An 18,392-nucleotide genomic window follows, 5' to 3' on the forward strand; every position below is an offset into this window, starting at 1 on the left:
AATTGACAGCCGTGAAACACCGGCTGTTGACTTGTCTTTCGAGCAGAGCGAATGGAATCCGCAGGCGCGGAAGCCGATTGCCGGAGAATATCCGTGCTCAGGTTCATCGAGCGAACGGCATTCCGGGAGTTGCGCAGTGTCCGAACGAACTCCGTCCCCCGAACCGTCCGCTCCGGCCGTGCCGACGCTGCCGGGCGCGGTGCCCGGACTCGGCCACCTCCCGCGCATGCGGAACTTCCTCGACTTCCTCACGACCCTGCCCGCGCACGGTGATCTGGTGACCCTGCGGGTCGGTCCCGCCGAGGTGATCGTGGCGTGTTCGGCCGCCGCGGCGCACGAGATCCTGCGCCGGGGCGAGGATTTCGACAAGGGCGGGCAGTTCTTCGAACGGGCCCGCGAGGTGGTGGGCAACAGCCTCACCACCTGCCGCCACGACGAGCATCGCCTACAGCGCCGCCTGATTCAGCCGGCGTTCCACAAGCAACGGCTCGCGGACTACGCCGTGCACATGAGCGCCGAGTTCGGCGCGATGAGCGACCGGTGGCGATCGGGCGCCACCGTCGACGTCACCGCCGAGACCATGACCGTCGTCGCGAAGATACTGGCGCGCACGATGTTCCGGCGCGACACCGGCGTGCTCGGCGACATGCGGCAGGTGCTGGACGACATCGACACCCTGGTGGCGGTCGCGGCCAAGCGCATGCTGCTGCCCGCGCCGCTCACCCGGTTGCCCACCCCGGACAATCGCCGCTACCTCGCCGCGAGCCGGCGGTTGCGCGCGCTGATCTCCGCCGCCGCGGCCACCGGTCGGGCCGCGGGCGGTGATTCCGCCGATCTGCTGTCGGTGCTGCTGACGGCCCGCGACGGCGACACCGGCCTGTCCGACACCGACATCGTCGATCAGCTGCTGCTGTTCCAGATCGCCGGAATCGACACCACCGCAACCGCTCTCGCCTGGGCGCTGTGGCTGATCGGCACCCGGCCGGACGTGCAGCGGCGACTGCACGACGAGGTCGACACCGTGCTGTCCGGCGCGCACCCCGCCACCCACGAGCACCTGCCGCGGCTCACCTACACCCGCCACGTCGTCGCGGAAACGCTGCGCAGGTATCCGCCGGTGTGGATCCTCACCCGCACGGCCATGGCCGATACCACGCTGGGGCGCTACGCGATTCCGGCCGGCGCCACGCTCGCCGTCAGCCCGTATCTGCTGCACCACCGGCCGGATCTGTATCCGAGCCCGAGCGGCTTCGACCCCGGGCGGTGGGAGTGGGATCGCGATCTGCCCGCCGGCGCGTACCTGCCGTTCGGGTACGGCGCGCGGCGGTGCATCGGTGAGCATTTCGCGCTGGCCGAGCTGACCCTCGCGCTGGCCTCGATCACCGCGCGCTGGCGGGTGCGGCCCACCCCGGCGCTGGTCGAACGCCCGCCGCGACCGCGGCTCGCTGCCAGTCTGCGGCCGCCGCGCCTGCCGATGATCCTCGAAAGCCGCACGCCCGCAACCTGATCAGCGGGCGTGGCGGCGCGGCATGTACCGCTCGGGCGGGTAGCGCTTCAGGTAGTCGGCGAGCCGGACCGGCGTCAGCGCCCAGTGCAGGTAGGGGCTCGCGTCGCTGGACATCCGGAACACCATCTCGAACGCGGACCCGTCGGAGATGTCGCGCACCCAGACCGTGTCCCGTGTCTCCAGGGCGGCGGGATACGGTGTGTCCCACATGTTTTCGAAGTCCGGGTTCGCGCGCAGCCGCTGTTTGACCTCCTCGACGCGCGGTTCGGAGACGAAGCCGGTGAGCTGGGTGCGGCAGGCGCGCACCAAGTGGTGGGTGTCCTCCTCCCAGCGCACGAACACCTCGCGCGCCGCCGGGACGAGCACCTCGTACTCGACCACGCCCGAGCCGGGGCCCAGACCGGGGAAGAAGCGGTCGAACGCCTCGTTCGTCGCGACGATCCGGTGCAGCGCGCCCTCGACCAGGTCACGGCCCGCGGGCGTCACCATGTAGCAGGCCGGGAACGGATCCGCGTCCAGCACAGCGTATTCCCGCGCGGTCGGGGCACGTTCCGCGGCCGGCGCGACCGCCGGGGCCGGTGCCGGATCGACCAGCAGCAGCAACTGCCGCACGTCGGCCGCCGGGATGCGCAGCACCGGCGCGAGGGCGGTGACGGTGTTCCTGGTCGCGGGCCGGTGGCCCGATTCCACCTTGCGCAGCAACGATTCCGACAGGTGCGCCGCGGCGGCGAGTTCGGCCACGTCCAGGTCGGCGTCGCGGCGCCAGCGCTGCAGGATCCGGCCGACCGGCATGGGTTCGGGTGCGTTCGGGGAACGGCTCGGCTGACTTCTCATCGTCCGTCCCCTTCTGCCCCGCGTGCTCTCGAGAATCCTACGCACGACGTCACGACGGTCAACCCGGATGTGCGCACCGGAAGCCTTGCCGCGCCGTGGTTTTGGCTGGTACGCGCCGTTCTTTCCGACGGCGGACCGCTGGGGCGACGCCGTCTCTCGGATGCCTGCCCGGTACCCCGGTGTTACCGTCGGCGCATGGCGAATCGTCGCGATGTCCAACACCGGTTGGTGACGGCCTTCCAGCGCAATATCGGCAACCCGATCCTGCGGCGGCTGGGCGCGCAGACCCTGCTGGAAACGACGGGGCGGGTGAGCGGCGCACCACGCCACACCCCGATCGGCGGGCGACGCGTCGGCAACTCGTTCTGGTTCGTCTCCGAATTCGGTGAGCGTTCCCAGTACGTCCGCAACATCCTCGCCGACAACCGGGTGCGGCTGCGGCTGCACGGCCACTGGCACACCGGCACGGCACACCTCGTTCCCGACGACGACGCGCGGGCGCGGCTGAAGGAGTTGCCGCGCGCGAACAGCGCGGTCGTCGGCGCGGTCGGCACCGATCTGCTCACCGTGCGGATCGATCTGGACTGAGGCCGGCTCGGCGCGTCACGGCGCCGACACAGCGGTTCCCTTCGGTAACGTTCCAGGTGACCGGGCTTTTCGGGTCAGCGGTGCACGCTGGGGCGACGAAAGGGTTCCGACAATGCTGTCACCGGGCAATCGGCCGCCGCGGGTGCCGCCGGACGGAGCGGACGACAACGCGCGCAAGGTGGCGATCGCCGCCGTCATCGTGGCGATCATCGCGGTATCCGCCCTGGTAGGGGTGCTGCTGAATCGCTCGGAGAAGGATTCCGACGCCGACACCACGGCCGCGACCAGCACCGCGCCGGTTTCGAGCGCCCGGCCCGCGCTCGCGTCGTCGGCCGCGCGGGCGACCGTCCCGCCCTCCAGCGCGCCCCAGCCCGTCCACCGCGTCGGCGACGACTGCTCGCGCGACGGCATGATCGCGCAGTGGGGGCACGCACCGGACGGCAGCTGGGTCTGTCTTCCCCAGAGTCAGGGCGGCAGCGCGCACCGCGTCGGGGGCGACTGCTCGCACGACGGCATCGTCGCGCAGTGGGGAACCGCGCCGGACGGTAGTTGGGCCTGCCTGCCCCAGCGGCAGGATCCCGGGGCGCCGCCCGCGGAAGTGGTGCCCGGGGTGCCCGATCTGGGTGCGATCCCGGCGCCCTGAGCGGGGTTCGGTCGTTCCGGCGAATCGACCCGCCGCCTTGTCGGTGTGCTCGCCTAGGGTGCAGGGGTGCCTCGCGACTTAGCCGATCTGCCCTACGCCCGCTTCCTGGAGGGCTTCACCGCCGAGCCCGAAGCCGACACCGAGTACGAGAGCGCACACATCGACTCGGTCACCTTCGACGGTCTCGAGGCCCGGGGCGCCCGGTTCACCGAGTCGGCGTTCACTCAGACGGTGTTCGCCGGCGGCACCCTGCGCTACACCCGCTTCGACGACGTCTGGCTGCGCAATGTCCGGTGGATCGGCACCAATCTCGGGCAAACCGCCTGGCTGAACGCCGAATTCGTCGACTCGGCGCTGTCCGGGGTGGAGGTGGTCAGCGCGCAGCTGCGGCGCGTCCGGTTCGAGGGCTGCAAATTCGACTCGGTGAATCTGCGCAACGCCGCGCTGCGCGACGTCACCTTCGCCGACTGCGTGCTGCGCGACGTCGATTTCGGCGAGGCCACCCTGAACCGGGTGAGTTTCCCCGGCACCCGCCTCGACCAGGTGGCGCTGCACGGCGCGACCCTGCACGAGGTGGATCTGCGCGGCGCGCCCACGCTGGACATCACCGCCGGCATCGACGCGCTGCGCGGCGCCACCATCAGCACCGTGCAGCTGTTCGACCTCGCCCCGGCGTTCGCGCGCGCCGCGGGAATCATCGTGCGCGACAACTGACTCCGCGTCCGTCAGGCATGGGCGGTCTTGCCGCCGTCGATGACGAGTTGCGCTCCGGTGAGATAGCCGTGCTCCGGCGCCGCGAGCGTGAGGGCGAAGGCCGCGATCTCCTCCGGCGTGGCGAGCCGGCCCAGCCCGGGCACATTGGTTTTCGCCCACTGCCGCATCGCCACCCGGTAGGCGTCGTCGGGCAGGGCGCCGAGCGGCCCGGCATTGCGGACCAACTCGGTGTCGGTGGTGCCGGGGACCAGCGCGTTGACCCGGATGCCGTCGCCGGCGTAGTCGAGGGCGGCCGACTGGACCAGCCCGACCAGGGCGCGCTTGCTCGCGGTGTAGGCACCGCGCCCGGCGTCGGTGGCCAGGGCGTTCGACGAGGAGGTCACCACGATCGTGCCGCCGCCCGACCGGATCATATGCGGCACTTGGTATTTCATGGCGAGAAAGGTGCCGCGCAGATTGGTGTGCAGCACCCGGTCGAACTCCTCGGCGGTGTACTCGTGCAGCTTCTTCTGAATCGTGATGCCCGCGTTGTCGAAGGCGACGTGCAGGCCGCCGTACAAGTCGACCGCGGCGTCGACGAAGGCCCGGACGTCGTCCTCCACCAGCACGTCGGCCCGGATGTAGGTGGCCTCGCCCCCGGCGGCGCGGATGTCGCGCTCCACCGCCTGCCCGCGGTCGACCCGTCTGCCGCAGAAGGCGACGCGCGCGCCCTCGGCGGCGAACAGGTGTGCCGCCGCCGCGCCGATTCCCGAGGTGGCGCCCGTGATCACGACGACCTTGTCCTGGAAGCGGCGCTGCGCGGGCCGATAGCGCGGCGGGTCGGCATCGGCGCCGAGGGCCACCCCGGCGGCCAGCCCGGCCGCGCCCGCGACGGCGCCCGAGGCGGCGAGGGCGCCGAGCATGCGCCGGCGGTTCGGGCGGGGAGTGGTCGGTGTGGTGTCCGCGTCGGTCATGGGTTCAGCGTGCCCGGCGGCCGTACCCGGCGAATCGGCCCGCGGGCCGGTCCGCAGGCCGCCGGGACGAGGCGTCTCCTCCCTCGGTAGGAGACGCGCGCAGCCGCCGGGCGGCATGATGGCAGCGTGCGGAATGGTGTGGACCCGCCCGTGGCCCGCGGCCTCGAGTGGCTGATGTCGGAGCGTTCGATACCGGTCCGGCTCGCCGTCCTGCTGGCGCTGGCCGTCGGCTGCCTGTTGTGGCTCAGCACCACCGCGACGCTCGTGGACTGGATGATCGGCGTGTCCGCCGTCCTCGCGACGGTGGTCGGGGTGCGCCGCCCGCTGACCGCCTCCTTGCTGACCACCGGTCTACTCGCCCTCGGGTTCGTGTTCGGCGACACCGGCCCGGTGGTGGCGAAGGTGGCCGCGGGCGTGGCGCTGACCGAACTCGCCGCGCGCCGCGGCACCTGGCAGACCTGGTGTGCGGCAGCGGCTTTGGCGGGGGCATACCTGCTGCACCCGGCGGGCGGCGCGGGCGCCACCGGCTACCGCGCGGTCGTGATGGCGGGGCTGCCGCTGGTGATCGGCGGGTTGCTGCGCGGCGCTCTCGACAGCGCCGCCCGCGCCCGGCGGGCCGCCGACGAGCTGGCCCGGCAGCGTGCGGCGGAGGTGGCGGCGGCGCGGTCGGCCGAGCGCACCGCCCTCGCACGAGAACTGCACGACCTCATCGCCCACCACGTCTCCTCGACGGTGCTGCGGGTCGGGGTGGCCCGGCACGCGCTGCCCGACGCGCCGGCCGCGGTGCGCGAGGTACTCGACGATATTCACGCCAGTGGCAAGGAAACCATGGCCGACCTGCGAAAATTGGTGACGATCCTGCGTGATCCCGAGGGCGCGGGCGAGGCGTTCGTCGCGCCCGGCGACCTGCCCGCCGCGATCGAGGCGGCGGTGACGCGCACCCGGCGGCTGGGGCCGTCGGTGGCGGCCGAGATCGGGGACGTCGCCGGGGTGAGCGCGCTCGCGGCGCTGGCGGTGCTGCGCCTGACCCAGGAAGGCCTGGCCAATGTGGTCGAACACGGTGGACCCGAGGCGGCGGCGCGGCTGGTGATCACGGTCGACGACGGCGTGGAGTTCGCGCTGACCAATACCTGCCCGGCACGGGAAACTTCTACCGGCGCAACGGGAGTCGGCCTGATCGGCCTGGCCGAGCGGGTGGAACTGCTCGGCGGCGCACTGACCGCCGGTCCGAGTCCGGAGGGCTGGCGGCTCGCGGCGCGGCTACCAGGGCGGGCGTCGTGACCGTGCGGGTGCTGCTGGTCGACGACCAGCAGCTGGTCCGCGCCGGATTGCGCATGCTGTGCGAGACCGCCGCCGACCTGGAGGTGGTCGGCGAGGCGGCCACGGGCGCCGACGCGGTGCGCCTGGCCGAGCGCACCCGGCCCGACGTGGTGCTGATGGACCTGCGCATGCCCGGCATGGACGGAATCCGCGCCACCGCCACCATTCTCGCCGAGCGGCCCGCCACCCGGGTGGTGGCGCTGACGACCTTCGACGACGACGAGCACCTGTATCCGGCGCTCGCCGCCGGCGCCTGCGGCTTCCTCGTGAAGGACGCCTCGCCGACCGAACTACTCGACGGCATCCGCCGGGCGGCGAGCGGCGCGCGCCCGTTCTCGCCGGGCGTGCTCGACCGCGTCGTCGACGCCGCGACGGCCGCTCGGGCGGAAGGCGAAAGCCGCTCGCCCGCAGCACTTCCGGGATTGACCGCGCGGGAGATCGAAGTGCTGGAACTGGTGTCGCGGGGACTGTCGAACGCCGAGATCGCCGCCCGCCTGCACGTCGGCGTCACGACGGTGAAGACGCACGTCACCAATCTGATGGCGAAAACCGGTGCCACCAACCGGGTTCGGCTCGCCGTGCTGGGCCTGCCGCGATAGTCACACCAGGGTTGGCGCCGGATCGGGTGCGGGATGGAAGCCCGGCAGCCAGCGGTCGGCCAGCGGGATCAGCAGGTGGATCAGCGGGCCGATGCCGAAGGCGTAGACCAGGGTGCCGATGCCGACGCTGCCGCCGAGCAGCCAGCCGGTGACCAGCACTGTCGCCTCGATACCGGTGCGGATGGCCCACACCGGCCGCCCGGTGCGCCGCACCAGTCCGGTCATCAGGCCGTCCCGCGGGCCGGGCCCCATGCCCGCGCCGATGTAGAGCACGGTGGCGACGGCGTTCAGCAGCACGGCCGCCGCCATCGCCCCCACCCGCACGGGCAGCGCCTGCCACTGCGGCAGCAGCCACAACCCGGCATCGACCGATACCGCGATCACCACCACATTGCTCACCGTCCCCAGCCCGGGCTTCTGCCGCAACGGAATCCAGGCCAGCAACACCGCCACCCCGGTCACCGCCGTCACCACACCGAAACTCACCGGCACATGCGCCGCCACCCCCTGATGAAACACATCCCACGGATCCAACCCCAGCCCCGCCCGAATCATCACAGCCATAGAGAACCCGTACAACCACAGTCCGGCATAGAGAGCCCCCAGGCGGCGAATCAACATTGCGCCAGCATGAAACACCACTGGCCCCCGAATACAGATCCAGTACCCAATCACTGGCATTCGATCGCCGAGACTGGCCACGAGGTGGATCCGAACCGGGGCGGGTGCACGGTGCCGTCGCGGGTGTCCGAGGTCAGTGGCCGGAGACGCCGGGGATCTGGCCGACGGCGTAGGTGATGGCCATGGCGAGGGCGCCGCCGAGGACTACGCGGGTGGTGGCGCGTACCGGGTTGCTGCGGCCGAGGCGGGCGCTGATCGAGCCGGTTACGGCCAGCGCGATCAGGACGGCGACGATGGTCACGGGGACGCGCCAGGTCGCCGGGGGGAGCAGGATCGCCAGCAGCGGCAGCAGGGCGCCGCAGGTGAACGCGACGGCCGAGGAGAACGCGGCCTGCCACGGGTTGGTCAGCTCGTCGGGGTTGAGGCCCAGTTCGGCCTCGGCGTGCGCGGCGAAGGCGTCGTGCGCGGTGAGTTCCTCGGCGACCTTGCGCGCGGTCGCGGTGGACAGTCCCTTGCGGCGGTAGATCTCGGCGAGTTCGGCGAGTTCGTAGTCCGGTTCCGTGGCGAGTTCCCGGCGCTCCTTGGACAGCAGCGCCTTCTCCGAATCGCGCTGGGTGCTCACCGAGACGTACTCGCCGGCCGCCATCGAGATCGCGCCCGCCACCAGCCCGGCCACGCCCGCGGTGAGGATCGGTCCGGTGCTGGTGGTCGCCGACGCCACGCCGACGACCAGCCCGGCCGTGGACACGATGCCGTCGTTGGCGCCGAGCACCCCGGCGCGCAGCCAGTTCAGCCTCGACGCCAGGCCTTCGGTGTGCGGTTCGTGCGGGTGCGTGCTGTTGTCGTCCACGACGAGCACAGTAGGCCCGGACATGGTCGTCGGCCCGAAGCGCCCGGCCGGCTCGCCGGTCGACAGCTCCGCCATGCCCCGAACTTTTGGGGACCGCCGAACCGTAACTTCCGCTGATCACCCGCCGATCCCCGAAATATGGTCGGCCGCCCATGAGGCGGGTCGACGGTTGGGGCAGGGCCGCTGAGTGACAAGGGAGTACGGGTGGACGTGTCGGCTGTGGGTGGTGCGGCGACGGGACGCGCAGCGGAGTTACCGGCACTCGGAGGCGGTGGCGGGATCGTGCGCGGTGCGCGCGATCCCGAAACCGGCTGGGCCGACGCGACATTGACGGACCTCGTGGACGCCAGGCTGGCCGCGGGCGGGGCGGCGATCGCCGTGCGCGCCGGAGACGAGACGCTCACCTGTGCGGAGCTGTCGCGGCGCGCGGATTCGACCGCGGCCCTGCTGCGTTCGCGGGGCGTGGGGCCCGGTGCGCTGGTCGCGGTGCTGCTGGAGCGGTCCGCGCGGATGCCGGTCGCGCTGCTGGCGGTGTTGCGCGCGGGTGCGGCCTACCTGCCGCTGGATCCCGCGCACCCTCGGAAACGACTCGAATTCCTGCTGGCCGACGCCGCGCCCGCCTGCGTGCTGACCAGCGCCGAACTGTCCGATTTGCTCCCGGACACCGACCTGCCGCTGGTGCTGATCGACTCGGATCCCGTTCCCGCCCATGCCCTTCGTGTCCGGGCGCGGCCCGACGATCCGGTGTATGTGATCTACACGTCCGGGTCCACGGGCATGCCGAAGGGCGTGGTGATCACCCACGCCAATGTGGTGCAGCTGTTCACTCATGCGCTGCCGCGCTTCGACTTCCGCGAGGACGACGTCTGGACGGTGTTCCATTCCTTCGCGTTCGATTTCGCGGTGTGGGAGCTGTGGGGCGCGCTGCTCACCGGCGGGACGGCCGTCGTCGTCGATCACACGACGTCGCGGTCGCCGGATCTGTTCCGGGAGTTGCTCGTTCGTGAACGCGTCACCGTCGTGAGCCAGACGCCGTCGGCGTTCGGCCTGCTCGACGCCGCCGACCGCGTCGCACCGCCGGACCCGCCGCTGGCGCTGCGGTACTTGATCTTCGGCGGCGAGGCGCTGGTGACGGCTGAGCTCGCGGACTGGTTCGACCGGCACGGCGAGCACACGCCGCGACTGGTGAACATGTACGGAATCACCGAGGCGACAGTGCATGTGACTCTCCAGCCGCTGGATCGGCGCGCGGCGACCTCCGGCACGGTGGGCAGCAACATTGGCAACGGCCTCCCCGGCGTGGGCACCCGCGTCCTCGATCACCGGTTGCGGCCGGTGCCGGGGTGGGGCACCGGCGAGATCTACGTCGCCGGAAACCAGGTGGCGCGTGGGTATCTCGGTCGGCCGGGACTCACCGCCGCCCGCTTCGTCGCCGACCCGTACGGGCCGCCGGGCGCGCGCATGTACCGATCGGGCGACCTCGTCCGCCGGGCGGCGCACGGACTCGAGTACCTGCGGCGCGGTGATCAGCAGATCCAATTGCGAGGTTTCCGTATCGAACCCGGCGAGATCGAGGCCGTGCTGCGGCGCTGCGCCGACGCCGACGCGAAGGTGGTCGTCCGGGACGGTCGGCTGCTGGCCTACGTGCGCGGTGCCGCTCCCGACACCCTCGCCGACCTCGAACGTCAACTCGCCGAACACCTTCCGGAGCACCTGGTCCCGGCGGCGATCATCGTCGTCGACAGCTGGCCGCTGACGGTGAACGGCAAGCTCGACGTCCGGTCGCTCCCGGCCCCGGACTTCCGCGCGCGGTCCACGGGCCGCCCGCCCCGCACCGACCGCGAACACACCCTCGCCGCGATCTTCCGAGAGGTGCTGGGCCTGACCGAGATCGGTATCGACGACGACTTCTTCCGCATGGGCGGGGATTCGCTGAGCGCCGTCCGGCTGCGCGCCCGCATCCTGCGCGAACTCGGCGAACAGGTGCAGGTGCAGGACATCTTCCGCCACCGCACCGTGGCGGGGCTCGCCGCACTGTCGGCAGGCTCCCGCACACTGCCGTCGCGGGCGGACAGCGTCCGCGGCGACCTGGTGCCGCTGTCGTTTCCGCAACGCCGGTTGCTCGAACTGAACGCCGCCGAGCGCGCGGGCGACAGCCCCGGCCGCGCCTACGTCCTGCCGCTGCGGTTGGCGGGTTCGACACCGCCGGCGGCGGTCGCGCGGGCGCTCGCCGACCTGGTCGGGCGGCACGAGATCCTGCGCACCGTCTTTCCCGGGCAGCAGCTCGTGCTCGCCGACGCACTCGATTTCGAGACCGTCGCCGGTGGCGGCGCGCCGCGGGTGGCCGCCGTCGCGGCGCAGCCGTTCGACCTGCGCGCCCAGGTGCCGTTGCGCGCGAGGCTTTTCCCCGATCGGCGCGGTGACCTGCTGTTGCTGGTGCTGCATCAGGTGGCGGCCGACGGGTGGTCGCTGGCGCCGCTGGTGCAGGACCTCGGGACCGCGCTGCGGGCGCGCCTCGCGGGTGAGGCACCGGCGTGGCAGCCGCTGCCGCTGCAGTACGCCGAACACGCGATCTGGCAGCACCGGCTCGTCGACGGCGCGGACGGGCGGTCGCCGATCGCCGGGCAGTTGGCGTACTGGCGGGAAACACTCGCCGAATTACCCACGGTCCCAGCACCTTCCAGGGCGCCCGGTGCGCAGCCGTTGGCCCACCGTATACCGCTACGGGTCGACGCCGCGCGATATCGGCGACTCGTGGACAGCGCCACCGCCGCCGACGTCAGCGTCTTCATGCTGGCGCACACCGCGTTCACGCTGACGCTCGGCGAGTTCGGATACGGCACCGACATCGCGGTCTGTGTGCCGACCGCCGGCCGGACCGAGGCCGGAATGGAGGAGATGGTCGGGCGCTGCACCAACTTCCTCGTGCTCCGCACCCGCCTCGACGACGCCCCCGATTTCGCGCGGCTGCTCGGCCGCGTCCGCCGAATCAGCCTGGCCGCCATGGACAACCAGGACGTGCCGTTCGAATACCTCACCGAAGCCCTCGGTATCGCGGATCGGTTGCGAATTCGACTGGCGTTCCAAAACATTCCCGCCTCCGACCTGCGCGGCGCGGGCCTCGACGCCGCCTGGGAGCCGCTGGCCGAGCCGGCGGCCCCGGCGGACTGGGACATCTCGCTCGTTCTGACCGAGGAGAAGGACGAGAACAGCCGCCCCCGTGCGCTGTTCGGCTTCGTCGAGTACGCGGACGATGCCCTGGACAAGCGGACCGCGAAGAGACTGGCCGCACGCTTCGACACCATCCTGTTCGCCGGTCTCGACGCACTGCCCGCCGGGAACGAGGCTGAGTCCGCACCGTGAGACGCGCGAACTACCCGAGCCGACCGCACGGGGTGCGGCGCACGTCCGCGCCGAGAAAGTGTTCATGGCGGCAGGCGTGCAAGGTCAGGTCGGCCTGAAGTCGACACCGGTAGCATGCGTGAGGTGAATGCCGTTGTCGCGCGCGCCCTGTCCACTCTCGCCGGTCAGCTCGGGAATCCGCACGGGCTGCTGGGCAAGGGGGTGGCGGCGATGCTGAACCGGGGGAACCGGGCACTGATCGCCGGTGCGGTCGAGGCGGCGGAGGTCGGGCCGGGTGCCGCCGCGGCCGATATCGGGTTCGGCGGCGGCATCGGGTTGTCGCTGCTGCTCGACCGGGTCGGCGCCGACGGCACCGTGCACGGGGTGGAGATCTCGCCGGACATGCTGGCGCGGGCCAAGTCTCGCTACGCGGCCGACGTCGGCGCGGGCCGGCTGCGCGTGCTCGAGGGCTCGCTCACCGACCTGCCGCTCGCGGATGCCGGTGTGGACGCGGCGATCACCGTCAACACGGTCTACTTCGTCACCGAGCTGGACCGCGCCTGCGCGGAGCTGGCCCGGGTGCTGCGCCCCGGCGGTCGCCTGGTGATCGGCATCGGCGACCCCGACGCCATGGCCCGAATGCCCTTCACCGCCTACGGTTTCCGGCTCCGACCCGTCCCGGAACTGATCGACGCGCTGGAACGCGCGGGCTTCACCGTCGAGCACCGCCCCGTCGAACACCGCCCCCTCCCCGCACACCTCCTGATCGCCCGCCTCACCTGACCCTTCCCGCTTCTCCTGTCTGCCGCATTGCGCAGGGTCGCTGCCACCGGTCCGTACGATGCGGGCGTGGATATGAGTGCGAGCGTGGTGCTTCCCGACGGGTGGGAGGGGCGGGTGCGGGAGGCGCTGGGCGGGTCGGCGCGGCCGGAGTTGGCGAGCGGGGAGCTGGGGTTGCTGGGTGCGGGGCTCGACAGTGTGGCGCTGCTGCTCGAGCGGGCGGAGGGACGGTACGTGCTGCGGCTGCCGCAGGATCCGCACGGCGCCGAGGGCATCGCCCGCGAGGCGCGGCTGCTGCCGGAACTCGCCGCGCTGGTGCCGCTGCCGATCCCGCGGTTCCTGTTCACCGCGCCGAATCCGTTGGGCCCCGGGGAATTCTGCGTGTACCCGGCCGTGCCCGGCGACTCGCTGCCGGAGGAGCGGTGGCACGAGCGGGGACTGCTGGACCTGCCGGAGACCGCCCGCCGCGTCGGCGAACTACTCGACGCCGTGCACGCCTTCCCGGTCGACCGCGCCCGCGCGCTGGGCATCGAAACCACCGACTTCCGTGGCGAATTCGCCGACGACCTCGAATCCATTCGCGCGCAGGCACTTCCGCTGCTGCCGCGGGCGGAGGCGGACCTGCTGCTGTCGGCGTGGGAGCGCTACCTCGCCGACGACGCCAACTTCGCCTACCGCCCGACACTCACCCACGCCGACGTGAGCCTGGACCACCTGCTGCTCACGGGCACGGCGATCAGCGGCCTCATCGACTTCGGCGACGTGACGATCGGCGACCCCGACTACGACCTGTGCTACCTGTACCCGGAGGCGGGCCGGAGCTTCGTCGAACGCGTACAACGGTGCCGCGGCAGCGAACTCGACACCCGCACCGAGGCGAAGCTCCGCTTCTGGGCCTGCGCCGACCCGGCCCTGGACGTCGTGCACGCCTTGGAGAACGACATGCCGGAATTCCTGGCGACGCGCCTGCGAGTGCTGTCCGACGCGCTCGCCCGATTCCAGACCGCGTGACTCCGCGTGATCAGTCCAAGTCGTAGCGCATGAACACGTCCGCCCGCTCGTAGGGCATCGGCCCGATGCGATCGCTCGGGACGTGCACGAACCCCACCGATTCGTACAGGTGCACGGCGTCGGCCAGTTTGGTGCTGCTGCCGAGGAACAGCGATGTCGCGCCGCTGCGGCGGGCGTGGTCGATCGCGGCCTGCAGGATGAGCCGCCCGAGACCGCGGCCGCGCCGCTCCCGCGCCACCGCCATCTTCGACAGCTCGAACACGCCGGGACCCTCGGCGACCAGCGCCACGCACCCTACGATCTCCGCACCGTCGCGGGCGATGAGCACCTGCCCGCCCTTCGCGACGATCTCGTTCTCGGGATCGTCGAGCTTGACGGAGTCGGCGGGTTCGAGGGAGAACAACTCGACGATCCACGCCTCGTTGAGCTCCTTGAACGCGCGCGCGTCGGCCGGACCCGACATCGGTTCGACGACGATCGTGCCGGCGGGGGAGTCGATCTGCTGTGTCACGTCCGCCAGCATGCCCGCCGGAAAATCATCACGTCCAATACTTGATAGGTCCCATTGATACGTTGAACTTATGAACGACGGAGTGGAACTGCGGCACCTGCGCTACTTCCTGGCCGTCGCCGAGGAACTGCACTTCGGCCGCGCGGCCGGTCGGCTGCACATCGCCCAGCCCGCGCTCACCCAGCAGATCCAGCGACTCGAGACGCTGCTGGGCACGAAGCTGTTCGCGCGCACCTCGCGCAGCGTCGCGCTGACACCGGCGGGGGAGGTGCTGCGGGAACGAGCGGCGGCGATCCTCGGGCACGCGCGCCGCGACCTCGACGAGGTCGTGCGGATCGGGCAGGGCAGCCAGGGCCGGCTCTACCTCGGCTTCGTGCCCTCGGTGCTGCCGCTGAACCCGCTGCGCAGCGTCCGGCAGTTCCGGGATGCCTATCCGCTGGTCAGCATCGATCTGGTCGAGGGCTACACCACGCACATGATGGCGCAGCTCGGCCACGGCGCGCTCGACATGGCCATCGTGCGCGACCCCGACGAGCAACCCGGCACCGTGGTGTTCCCGCTGGCCACCGAGCCGTTCGTGGCGGTGCTGCCGGTCGACCATCCACTCGCGGACCGCACCGCCGTCACCGGCGCCGACCTCGCGGGCGAGCCGCTGGTGTTCTTCCCGCGCGCCGCGGGCGGCCACGCCCACGACAAGAATCTGCGCCCGCTGGTGGAGTCCGGCCACCGCCCGCACATCGTGCAGGAGGGCAACAACTGGACCACCATCCTCTACCTGGTGGCCGAGGGCTTGGGCGTCACCGTCGCGCCGCGCAGCGCGACCTTCACCGCACCGCAGACCGTGCGCATCGTGCCGCTGGCCGAAACCGAGGCCACCACAACGGTTTACGTGGCGCACCGCACCGGCGACGACCGCGCCCTGGTCCGAAACTTCCTGGCCCTGCTGCCCGACGGCGAGGGCCGGTAGCGCCGATCGCACTGGAGAGGTTTGTCTCTTTTGCGTGTAATGCCGGTATCCGCTGGAACCATGGAGGGCGTGGTGCGCGCGATCGACAGATACTGGACGACCGTTGTTCCCCTCGTCGCCGCCGTGGTGCTGGCGCTCTCCTGGGCGGCGCACCCCACCGGACCCGTCTCGATCGTCCTGATGCTCGCCCTCGCGGGCGCGGTGCTGTCGGCGGTGCAGCACGCGGAGGTGGTGGCGCACCGGGTCGGCGACCCGTTCGGCTCGCTGATCCTCGCCATCGCGGTGACCGTGATCGAGGTCGGGCTGATCGTCATGCTGATGACCTCCGGCGGCGACGACGCCGCGTCACTGGCGCGCGACACCGTCTTCGCCGCGGTCATGATCACCTGCAACGGCATCTTCGGGTTGTCCCTGCTGGTCGGCGCCTTGCGCAGGCGCGTGGCGGTCTTCAATGCCGAGGGCACCGGCGCGGCTCTGGCGACCGTCGCCACGCTCGCGACGCTGAGCCTGGTGCTGCCCACCTTCACCACGAGCAAGCCCGGCCCCGAGTTCTCCGGCTCGCAACTGGCCTTCGCCGCGGTCGCGTCGCTGCTGCTGTACGCGCTGTTCGTGATGGTGCAGACGGTGCGTCACCGCGACGACTTCCTGCCGGTCGAGACCGCCGACGCCGACGCCGAGCACGACGAGCGCCCCGCGGCGCGCACGGCGGTCCGCAGCCTGCTGCTCCTGGTGGTCGCGCTCGTCGGAGTCGTGGGGCTGGCCAAGCTGGTGTCCCCGTCGATCGAACACGGCGTGGCGGCCGCCGGGCTGCCGCGGTCGGCGGTGGGTGTGGTGATCGCGCTGCTGGTACTGCTGCCCGAGACGCTGGCCGCCGTGCGCGCCGCCCGCCGTGACCGGGTGCAGACCAGCCTCAACCTCGCGCTCGGATCGGCGATGGCGAGCATCGGGCTGACCATTCCGGCCATCGCGCTGGCGTCGATCTGGATCTCGGGCCCGCTCACGCTGGGTCTCGGCGCGACCCAGATGGTGCTGCTGGCACTCACCGTGGTGGTCGGCGTGCTCACCGTTGTCCCGGGCCGGGCCACGCTGCTGCAGGGCGGCGTCCACCTGGTGTTGTTCGCGGGATTCGTCTTCCTGGCCGTCAGCCCGTGAATGAGCTGTGCGTTAACTGAATTGGTGACGCAGGCCATAGCGATAGCAGATCCGTGCTGATAACGCGTTCCAGAACGCGCCCGAGAAATTGATGTCACTAGCTTGACCAGCTGGTGTATCGAGTCGCGAGCAATCGATTTCGAGGCGATGCTCACACCGTGATCAGCTTTACTGTAACTAGTTGTAACGATTAGCTTCGTGTTGGCAGTGTTGCCGATCACGGAGAGAGCGACTTGAAACCCGAGACACACAGACCCCGCCGGACCCGTCCATGGCGCCGGTGACTCGGGCTCCCTCGAGCGCGGTATCCGACAAGCGACTCGCCGTTCGCATCGTTCGCAAGAACTTCTCCGACACCATCGTGTCGGCGCTGCGGACGTTCGGCCGCGCCGTGGACATCGCGCGCGAAGCGGTCGCCGGCACGGCGAGCGACGTCGCCCGCCGCGAATTCCAGTGGCGCGAGGCGATTCTGCAGGCCTGGCGGCTGGTGACCGTCACCGCCATCCCGGCCGTGCTCATCGCGATCCCGTTCGGCGTCATCGTCTCGGTGCAGGTCGGCAACCTCATCCACACGCTCGGCGCGGACTCGCTGCTGGGCGCCACCGGCGGGCTCGGCGTCATCAAACAGGGCGCCCCGCTGGCGACCGGGTTCCTGCTCGGCGGCGCGGGCGCGGCCGCGATCGCCGCCGATCTGGGCGCGCGCACCATCCGCGAGGAGATCGACGCGCTGAACACCATGGGCATCAGCCCCATTCACCGCCTGGTCATCCCGCGACTGGTGGCCATGATCGTGGTGGCGCCGCTGCTGAACATCCTGATCATCTTCGTCGGCATCGTGGCCGGATACGCGGTCGCGGTCGGCGGGCAGAACGTCACGCCGGGCAGCTACTGGGCCACCTTCGGATCGTTCACCACGGCCGCCGACGTGTGGGTGTCGCTGCTGAAGGCGGTCGTCTTCGGTTTCCTGGTGGTGGTCATCGCCTGCCAGCGCGGGCTCGAGGCCAAGGGCGGCCCGCGCGGTGTGGCCGACGCGGTCAACGCCGCGGTGGTGCTGTCGGTGGTCTCCATCGCGATCGTGAATCTCGGTGTCACCCAGGTGGTCGAGATGTACCTGCCGACGAGGCTGGTCTGATGGCCGTCTCCACCTACTTCCCGAAAGGGCTGGGCTGGTTCGCGCGCTTCTACCGGCGGCGCGGGCTGGTGCTGGCGCGCGTCGAGGGCATCGGCTTCGTGCTGGCGTTCGTCTGGCAGGTGCTGTCGTCGATCCCGTTGACGCTCAAGCGGTATCGCGACGAGGCGCTGCGGCTCATCTCCGACATGACGTGGGGCCGCGGCTCGGTGATCGTCGGCGGCGGCACCGTGCCGATGATGATCGTGCTCGGCCTGGTGATGGGCGCGTCGGTCGCCGTGGAGTCCTTCACGATCCTCAACATGCTGGGCATGGGCCCGGTGACCGGCATCGTGTCGGCCTACGCCACCACCCGCGAACTCGCGCCGATCGTGGCCGCGATCGGCTTCGCCGCCCAGGCCGGGTGCCGCATGACCGCCGAGATCGGCTCGATGCGCATCTCCGAGGAGATCGATGCCATCGAGGCGCTCGGGCTGCGCTCGGTGCCGTTCGTGGTGACCACCCGGGTCATCGCCGGCGCCATCTCCATCGTGCCGACCTTCCTGATCGGGCTGATCCTGTCGTATCTGGCCTGCCGCGGCCTGATCACGCTGGTGCACGGACAGTCCGCCGGCGTGTACGACCACTACTTCTTCCAGTTCGTCTCCGGCTTCGACGTCATCGCCGCGGTGATCAAGGTGGCGATCTTCGCGACCGTGGTGATCCTCATCCACAGCTACTACGGGTTCTTCGCCACCGGCGGCCCCGAGGGCGTGGGCATCGCCTCGGGCCGCGCGGTGCGGGCCTCTTCGGTGGCGATCGTCGCCATCGACATGGTCCTCACCCTCGTGCTGTGGGGTTTCAACGCGACGATCAGTTTCACGGGATAGCG

General features: G+C 71.1%; 18 protein-coding genes. 13 read left to right on the forward strand and 5 right to left on the reverse strand.

The features are described from left to right. Positions 1-136 precede the first annotated feature (136 nt). Positions 137-1,507, forward strand: coding sequence for a cytochrome P450 (locus IU476_RS09730; RefSeq protein WP_324193971.1), 1,371 nt, complete (start codon positions 137-139; stop codon positions 1,505-1,507). Here the strand turns inward: IU476_RS09730 and IU476_RS09735 are convergent, their stop codons facing one another. Continuing rightward, the gene (locus IU476_RS09735; RefSeq protein WP_195098811.1) at positions 1,508-2,341 is read right to left on the reverse strand and encodes a helix-turn-helix domain-containing protein; all 834 of its coding nucleotides are present in this window, start codon (positions 2,339-2,341) and stop codon (positions 1,508-1,510) included. A 195-nt stretch (positions 2,342-2,536) separates the two neighbouring features. Here IU476_RS09735 and IU476_RS09740 point away from each other — a divergent pair, with 195 nt between their 5' ends. The 3 genes from IU476_RS09740 to IU476_RS09750 all read left to right on the forward strand — a co-directional run bounded on the left by IU476_RS09740 (position 2,537) and on the right by IU476_RS09750 (position 4,286). After that, positions 2,537-2,929, forward strand: coding sequence for a nitroreductase/quinone reductase family protein (locus tag IU476_RS09740; protein WP_195098812.1), 393 nt, complete (start codon positions 2,537-2,539; stop codon positions 2,927-2,929). Positions 2,930-3,041: 112 nt separating this feature from the next. Further along, positions 3,042-3,572 (forward strand): hypothetical protein, encoded by a 531-nt coding sequence (locus IU476_RS09745; RefSeq protein WP_195098813.1) that lies wholly within the window; start codon positions 3,042-3,044, stop codon positions 3,570-3,572. A 66-nt stretch (positions 3,573-3,638) separates the two neighbouring features. Continuing rightward, positions 3,639-4,286 (forward strand): pentapeptide repeat-containing protein, encoded by a 648-nt coding sequence (locus IU476_RS09750; protein WP_195098815.1) that lies wholly within the window; start codon positions 3,639-3,641, stop codon positions 4,284-4,286. A gap of 11 nt (positions 4,287-4,297) precedes the next feature. Here the strand turns inward: IU476_RS09750 and IU476_RS09755 are convergent, their stop codons facing one another. Next, the gene (locus IU476_RS09755; RefSeq protein ID WP_228823458.1) at positions 4,298-5,239 is read right to left on the reverse strand and encodes an SDR family NAD(P)-dependent oxidoreductase; all 942 of its coding nucleotides are present in this window, start codon (positions 5,237-5,239) and stop codon (positions 4,298-4,300) included. A 126-nt stretch (positions 5,240-5,365) separates the two neighbouring features. On the opposite strand from IU476_RS09755, the gene IU476_RS36760 reads away from it, so the two are divergent. Both IU476_RS36760 and IU476_RS09765 read left to right on the forward strand, forming a co-directional pair. Further along, positions 5,366-6,520, forward strand: a complete 1,155-nt coding sequence (locus IU476_RS36760; RefSeq protein WP_324193973.1) for a sensor histidine kinase — start codon at positions 5,366-5,368, stop codon at positions 6,518-6,520. Then, positions 6,517-7,158, forward strand: coding sequence for a response regulator (locus tag IU476_RS09765; protein ID WP_195098816.1), 642 nt, complete (start codon positions 6,517-6,519; stop codon positions 7,156-7,158). Before IU476_RS36760 ends, IU476_RS09765 begins: the two co-directional genes overlap by 4 nt. Here the strand turns inward: IU476_RS09765 and yczE are convergent, their stop codons facing one another. Beyond that, a complete protein-coding gene (gene yczE / locus IU476_RS09770; RefSeq protein ID WP_195098817.1) occupies positions 7,159-7,779 on the reverse strand; it encodes a membrane protein YczE in 621 nt (206 codons plus the stop codon). Positions 7,780-7,912: 133 nt separating this feature from the next. Then, entirely contained in the window at positions 7,913-8,653 is a 741-nt protein-coding gene (locus IU476_RS09775; RefSeq protein WP_195099786.1) for a VIT1/CCC1 transporter family protein, read from the reverse strand. A 180-nt stretch (positions 8,654-8,833) separates the two neighbouring features. Between IU476_RS09775 and IU476_RS09780 the strand changes: the two genes are divergently transcribed. The 3 genes from IU476_RS09780 (at position 8,834) to IU476_RS09790 (ending at position 13,762) form a co-directional block, all read left to right on the forward strand. Then, positions 8,834-11,992: a non-ribosomal peptide synthetase gene (locus IU476_RS09780; RefSeq protein ID WP_195098818.1), complete on the forward strand. Its 3,159-nt coding sequence runs from the start codon at positions 8,834-8,836 to the stop codon at positions 11,990-11,992. Positions 11,993-12,106: 114 nt separating this feature from the next. Continuing rightward, positions 12,107-12,754 carry a class I SAM-dependent methyltransferase gene (locus tag IU476_RS09785; protein ID WP_195098819.1) on the forward strand — a complete coding sequence of 216 codons (648 nt, stop codon included), beginning with the start codon at positions 12,107-12,109 and terminating at the stop codon, positions 12,752-12,754. Positions 12,755-12,826: 72 nt separating this feature from the next. Continuing rightward, positions 12,827-13,762 (forward strand): phosphotransferase family protein, encoded by a 936-nt coding sequence (locus tag IU476_RS09790; RefSeq protein WP_228823511.1) that lies wholly within the window; start codon positions 12,827-12,829, stop codon positions 13,760-13,762. A 10-nt stretch (positions 13,763-13,772) separates the two neighbouring features. Here the strand turns inward: IU476_RS09790 and IU476_RS09795 are convergent, their stop codons facing one another. Beyond that, a complete protein-coding gene (locus IU476_RS09795; RefSeq protein WP_324193974.1) occupies positions 13,773-14,273 on the reverse strand; it encodes a GNAT family N-acetyltransferase in 501 nt (166 codons plus the stop codon). A 70-nt stretch (positions 14,274-14,343) separates the two neighbouring features. Here IU476_RS09795 and IU476_RS09800 point away from each other — a divergent pair, with 70 nt between their 5' ends. From IU476_RS09800 to IU476_RS09815, 4 genes are all read left to right on the forward strand, one after another. After that, a complete protein-coding gene (locus tag IU476_RS09800; protein WP_195098822.1) occupies positions 14,344-15,240 on the forward strand; it encodes a LysR family transcriptional regulator in 897 nt (298 codons plus the stop codon). A 39-nt stretch (positions 15,241-15,279) separates the two neighbouring features. Continuing rightward, entirely contained in the window at positions 15,280-16,392 is a 1,113-nt protein-coding gene (locus IU476_RS09805; protein ID WP_438943992.1) for a calcium:cation antiporter, read from the forward strand. Between the two features lie 271 nt (positions 16,393-16,663). Continuing rightward, positions 16,664-17,524: an ABC transporter permease gene (locus IU476_RS09810; RefSeq protein ID WP_195098823.1), complete on the forward strand. Its 861-nt coding sequence runs from the start codon at positions 16,664-16,666 to the stop codon at positions 17,522-17,524. After that, complete coding sequence (locus IU476_RS09815) at positions 17,524-18,390, forward strand: ABC transporter permease (protein WP_195098824.1); 867 nt, start codon at positions 17,524-17,526, stop codon at positions 18,388-18,390. Before IU476_RS09810 ends, IU476_RS09815 begins: the two co-directional genes overlap by 1 nt. The last annotated feature ends 2 nt before the right edge of the window (positions 18,391-18,392 follow it).

The organism is Nocardia blacklockiae, assembly GCF_015477355.1.
Classification (GTDB): Bacteria; Actinomycetota; Actinomycetes; order Mycobacteriales; family Mycobacteriaceae; genus Nocardia; species Nocardia blacklockiae.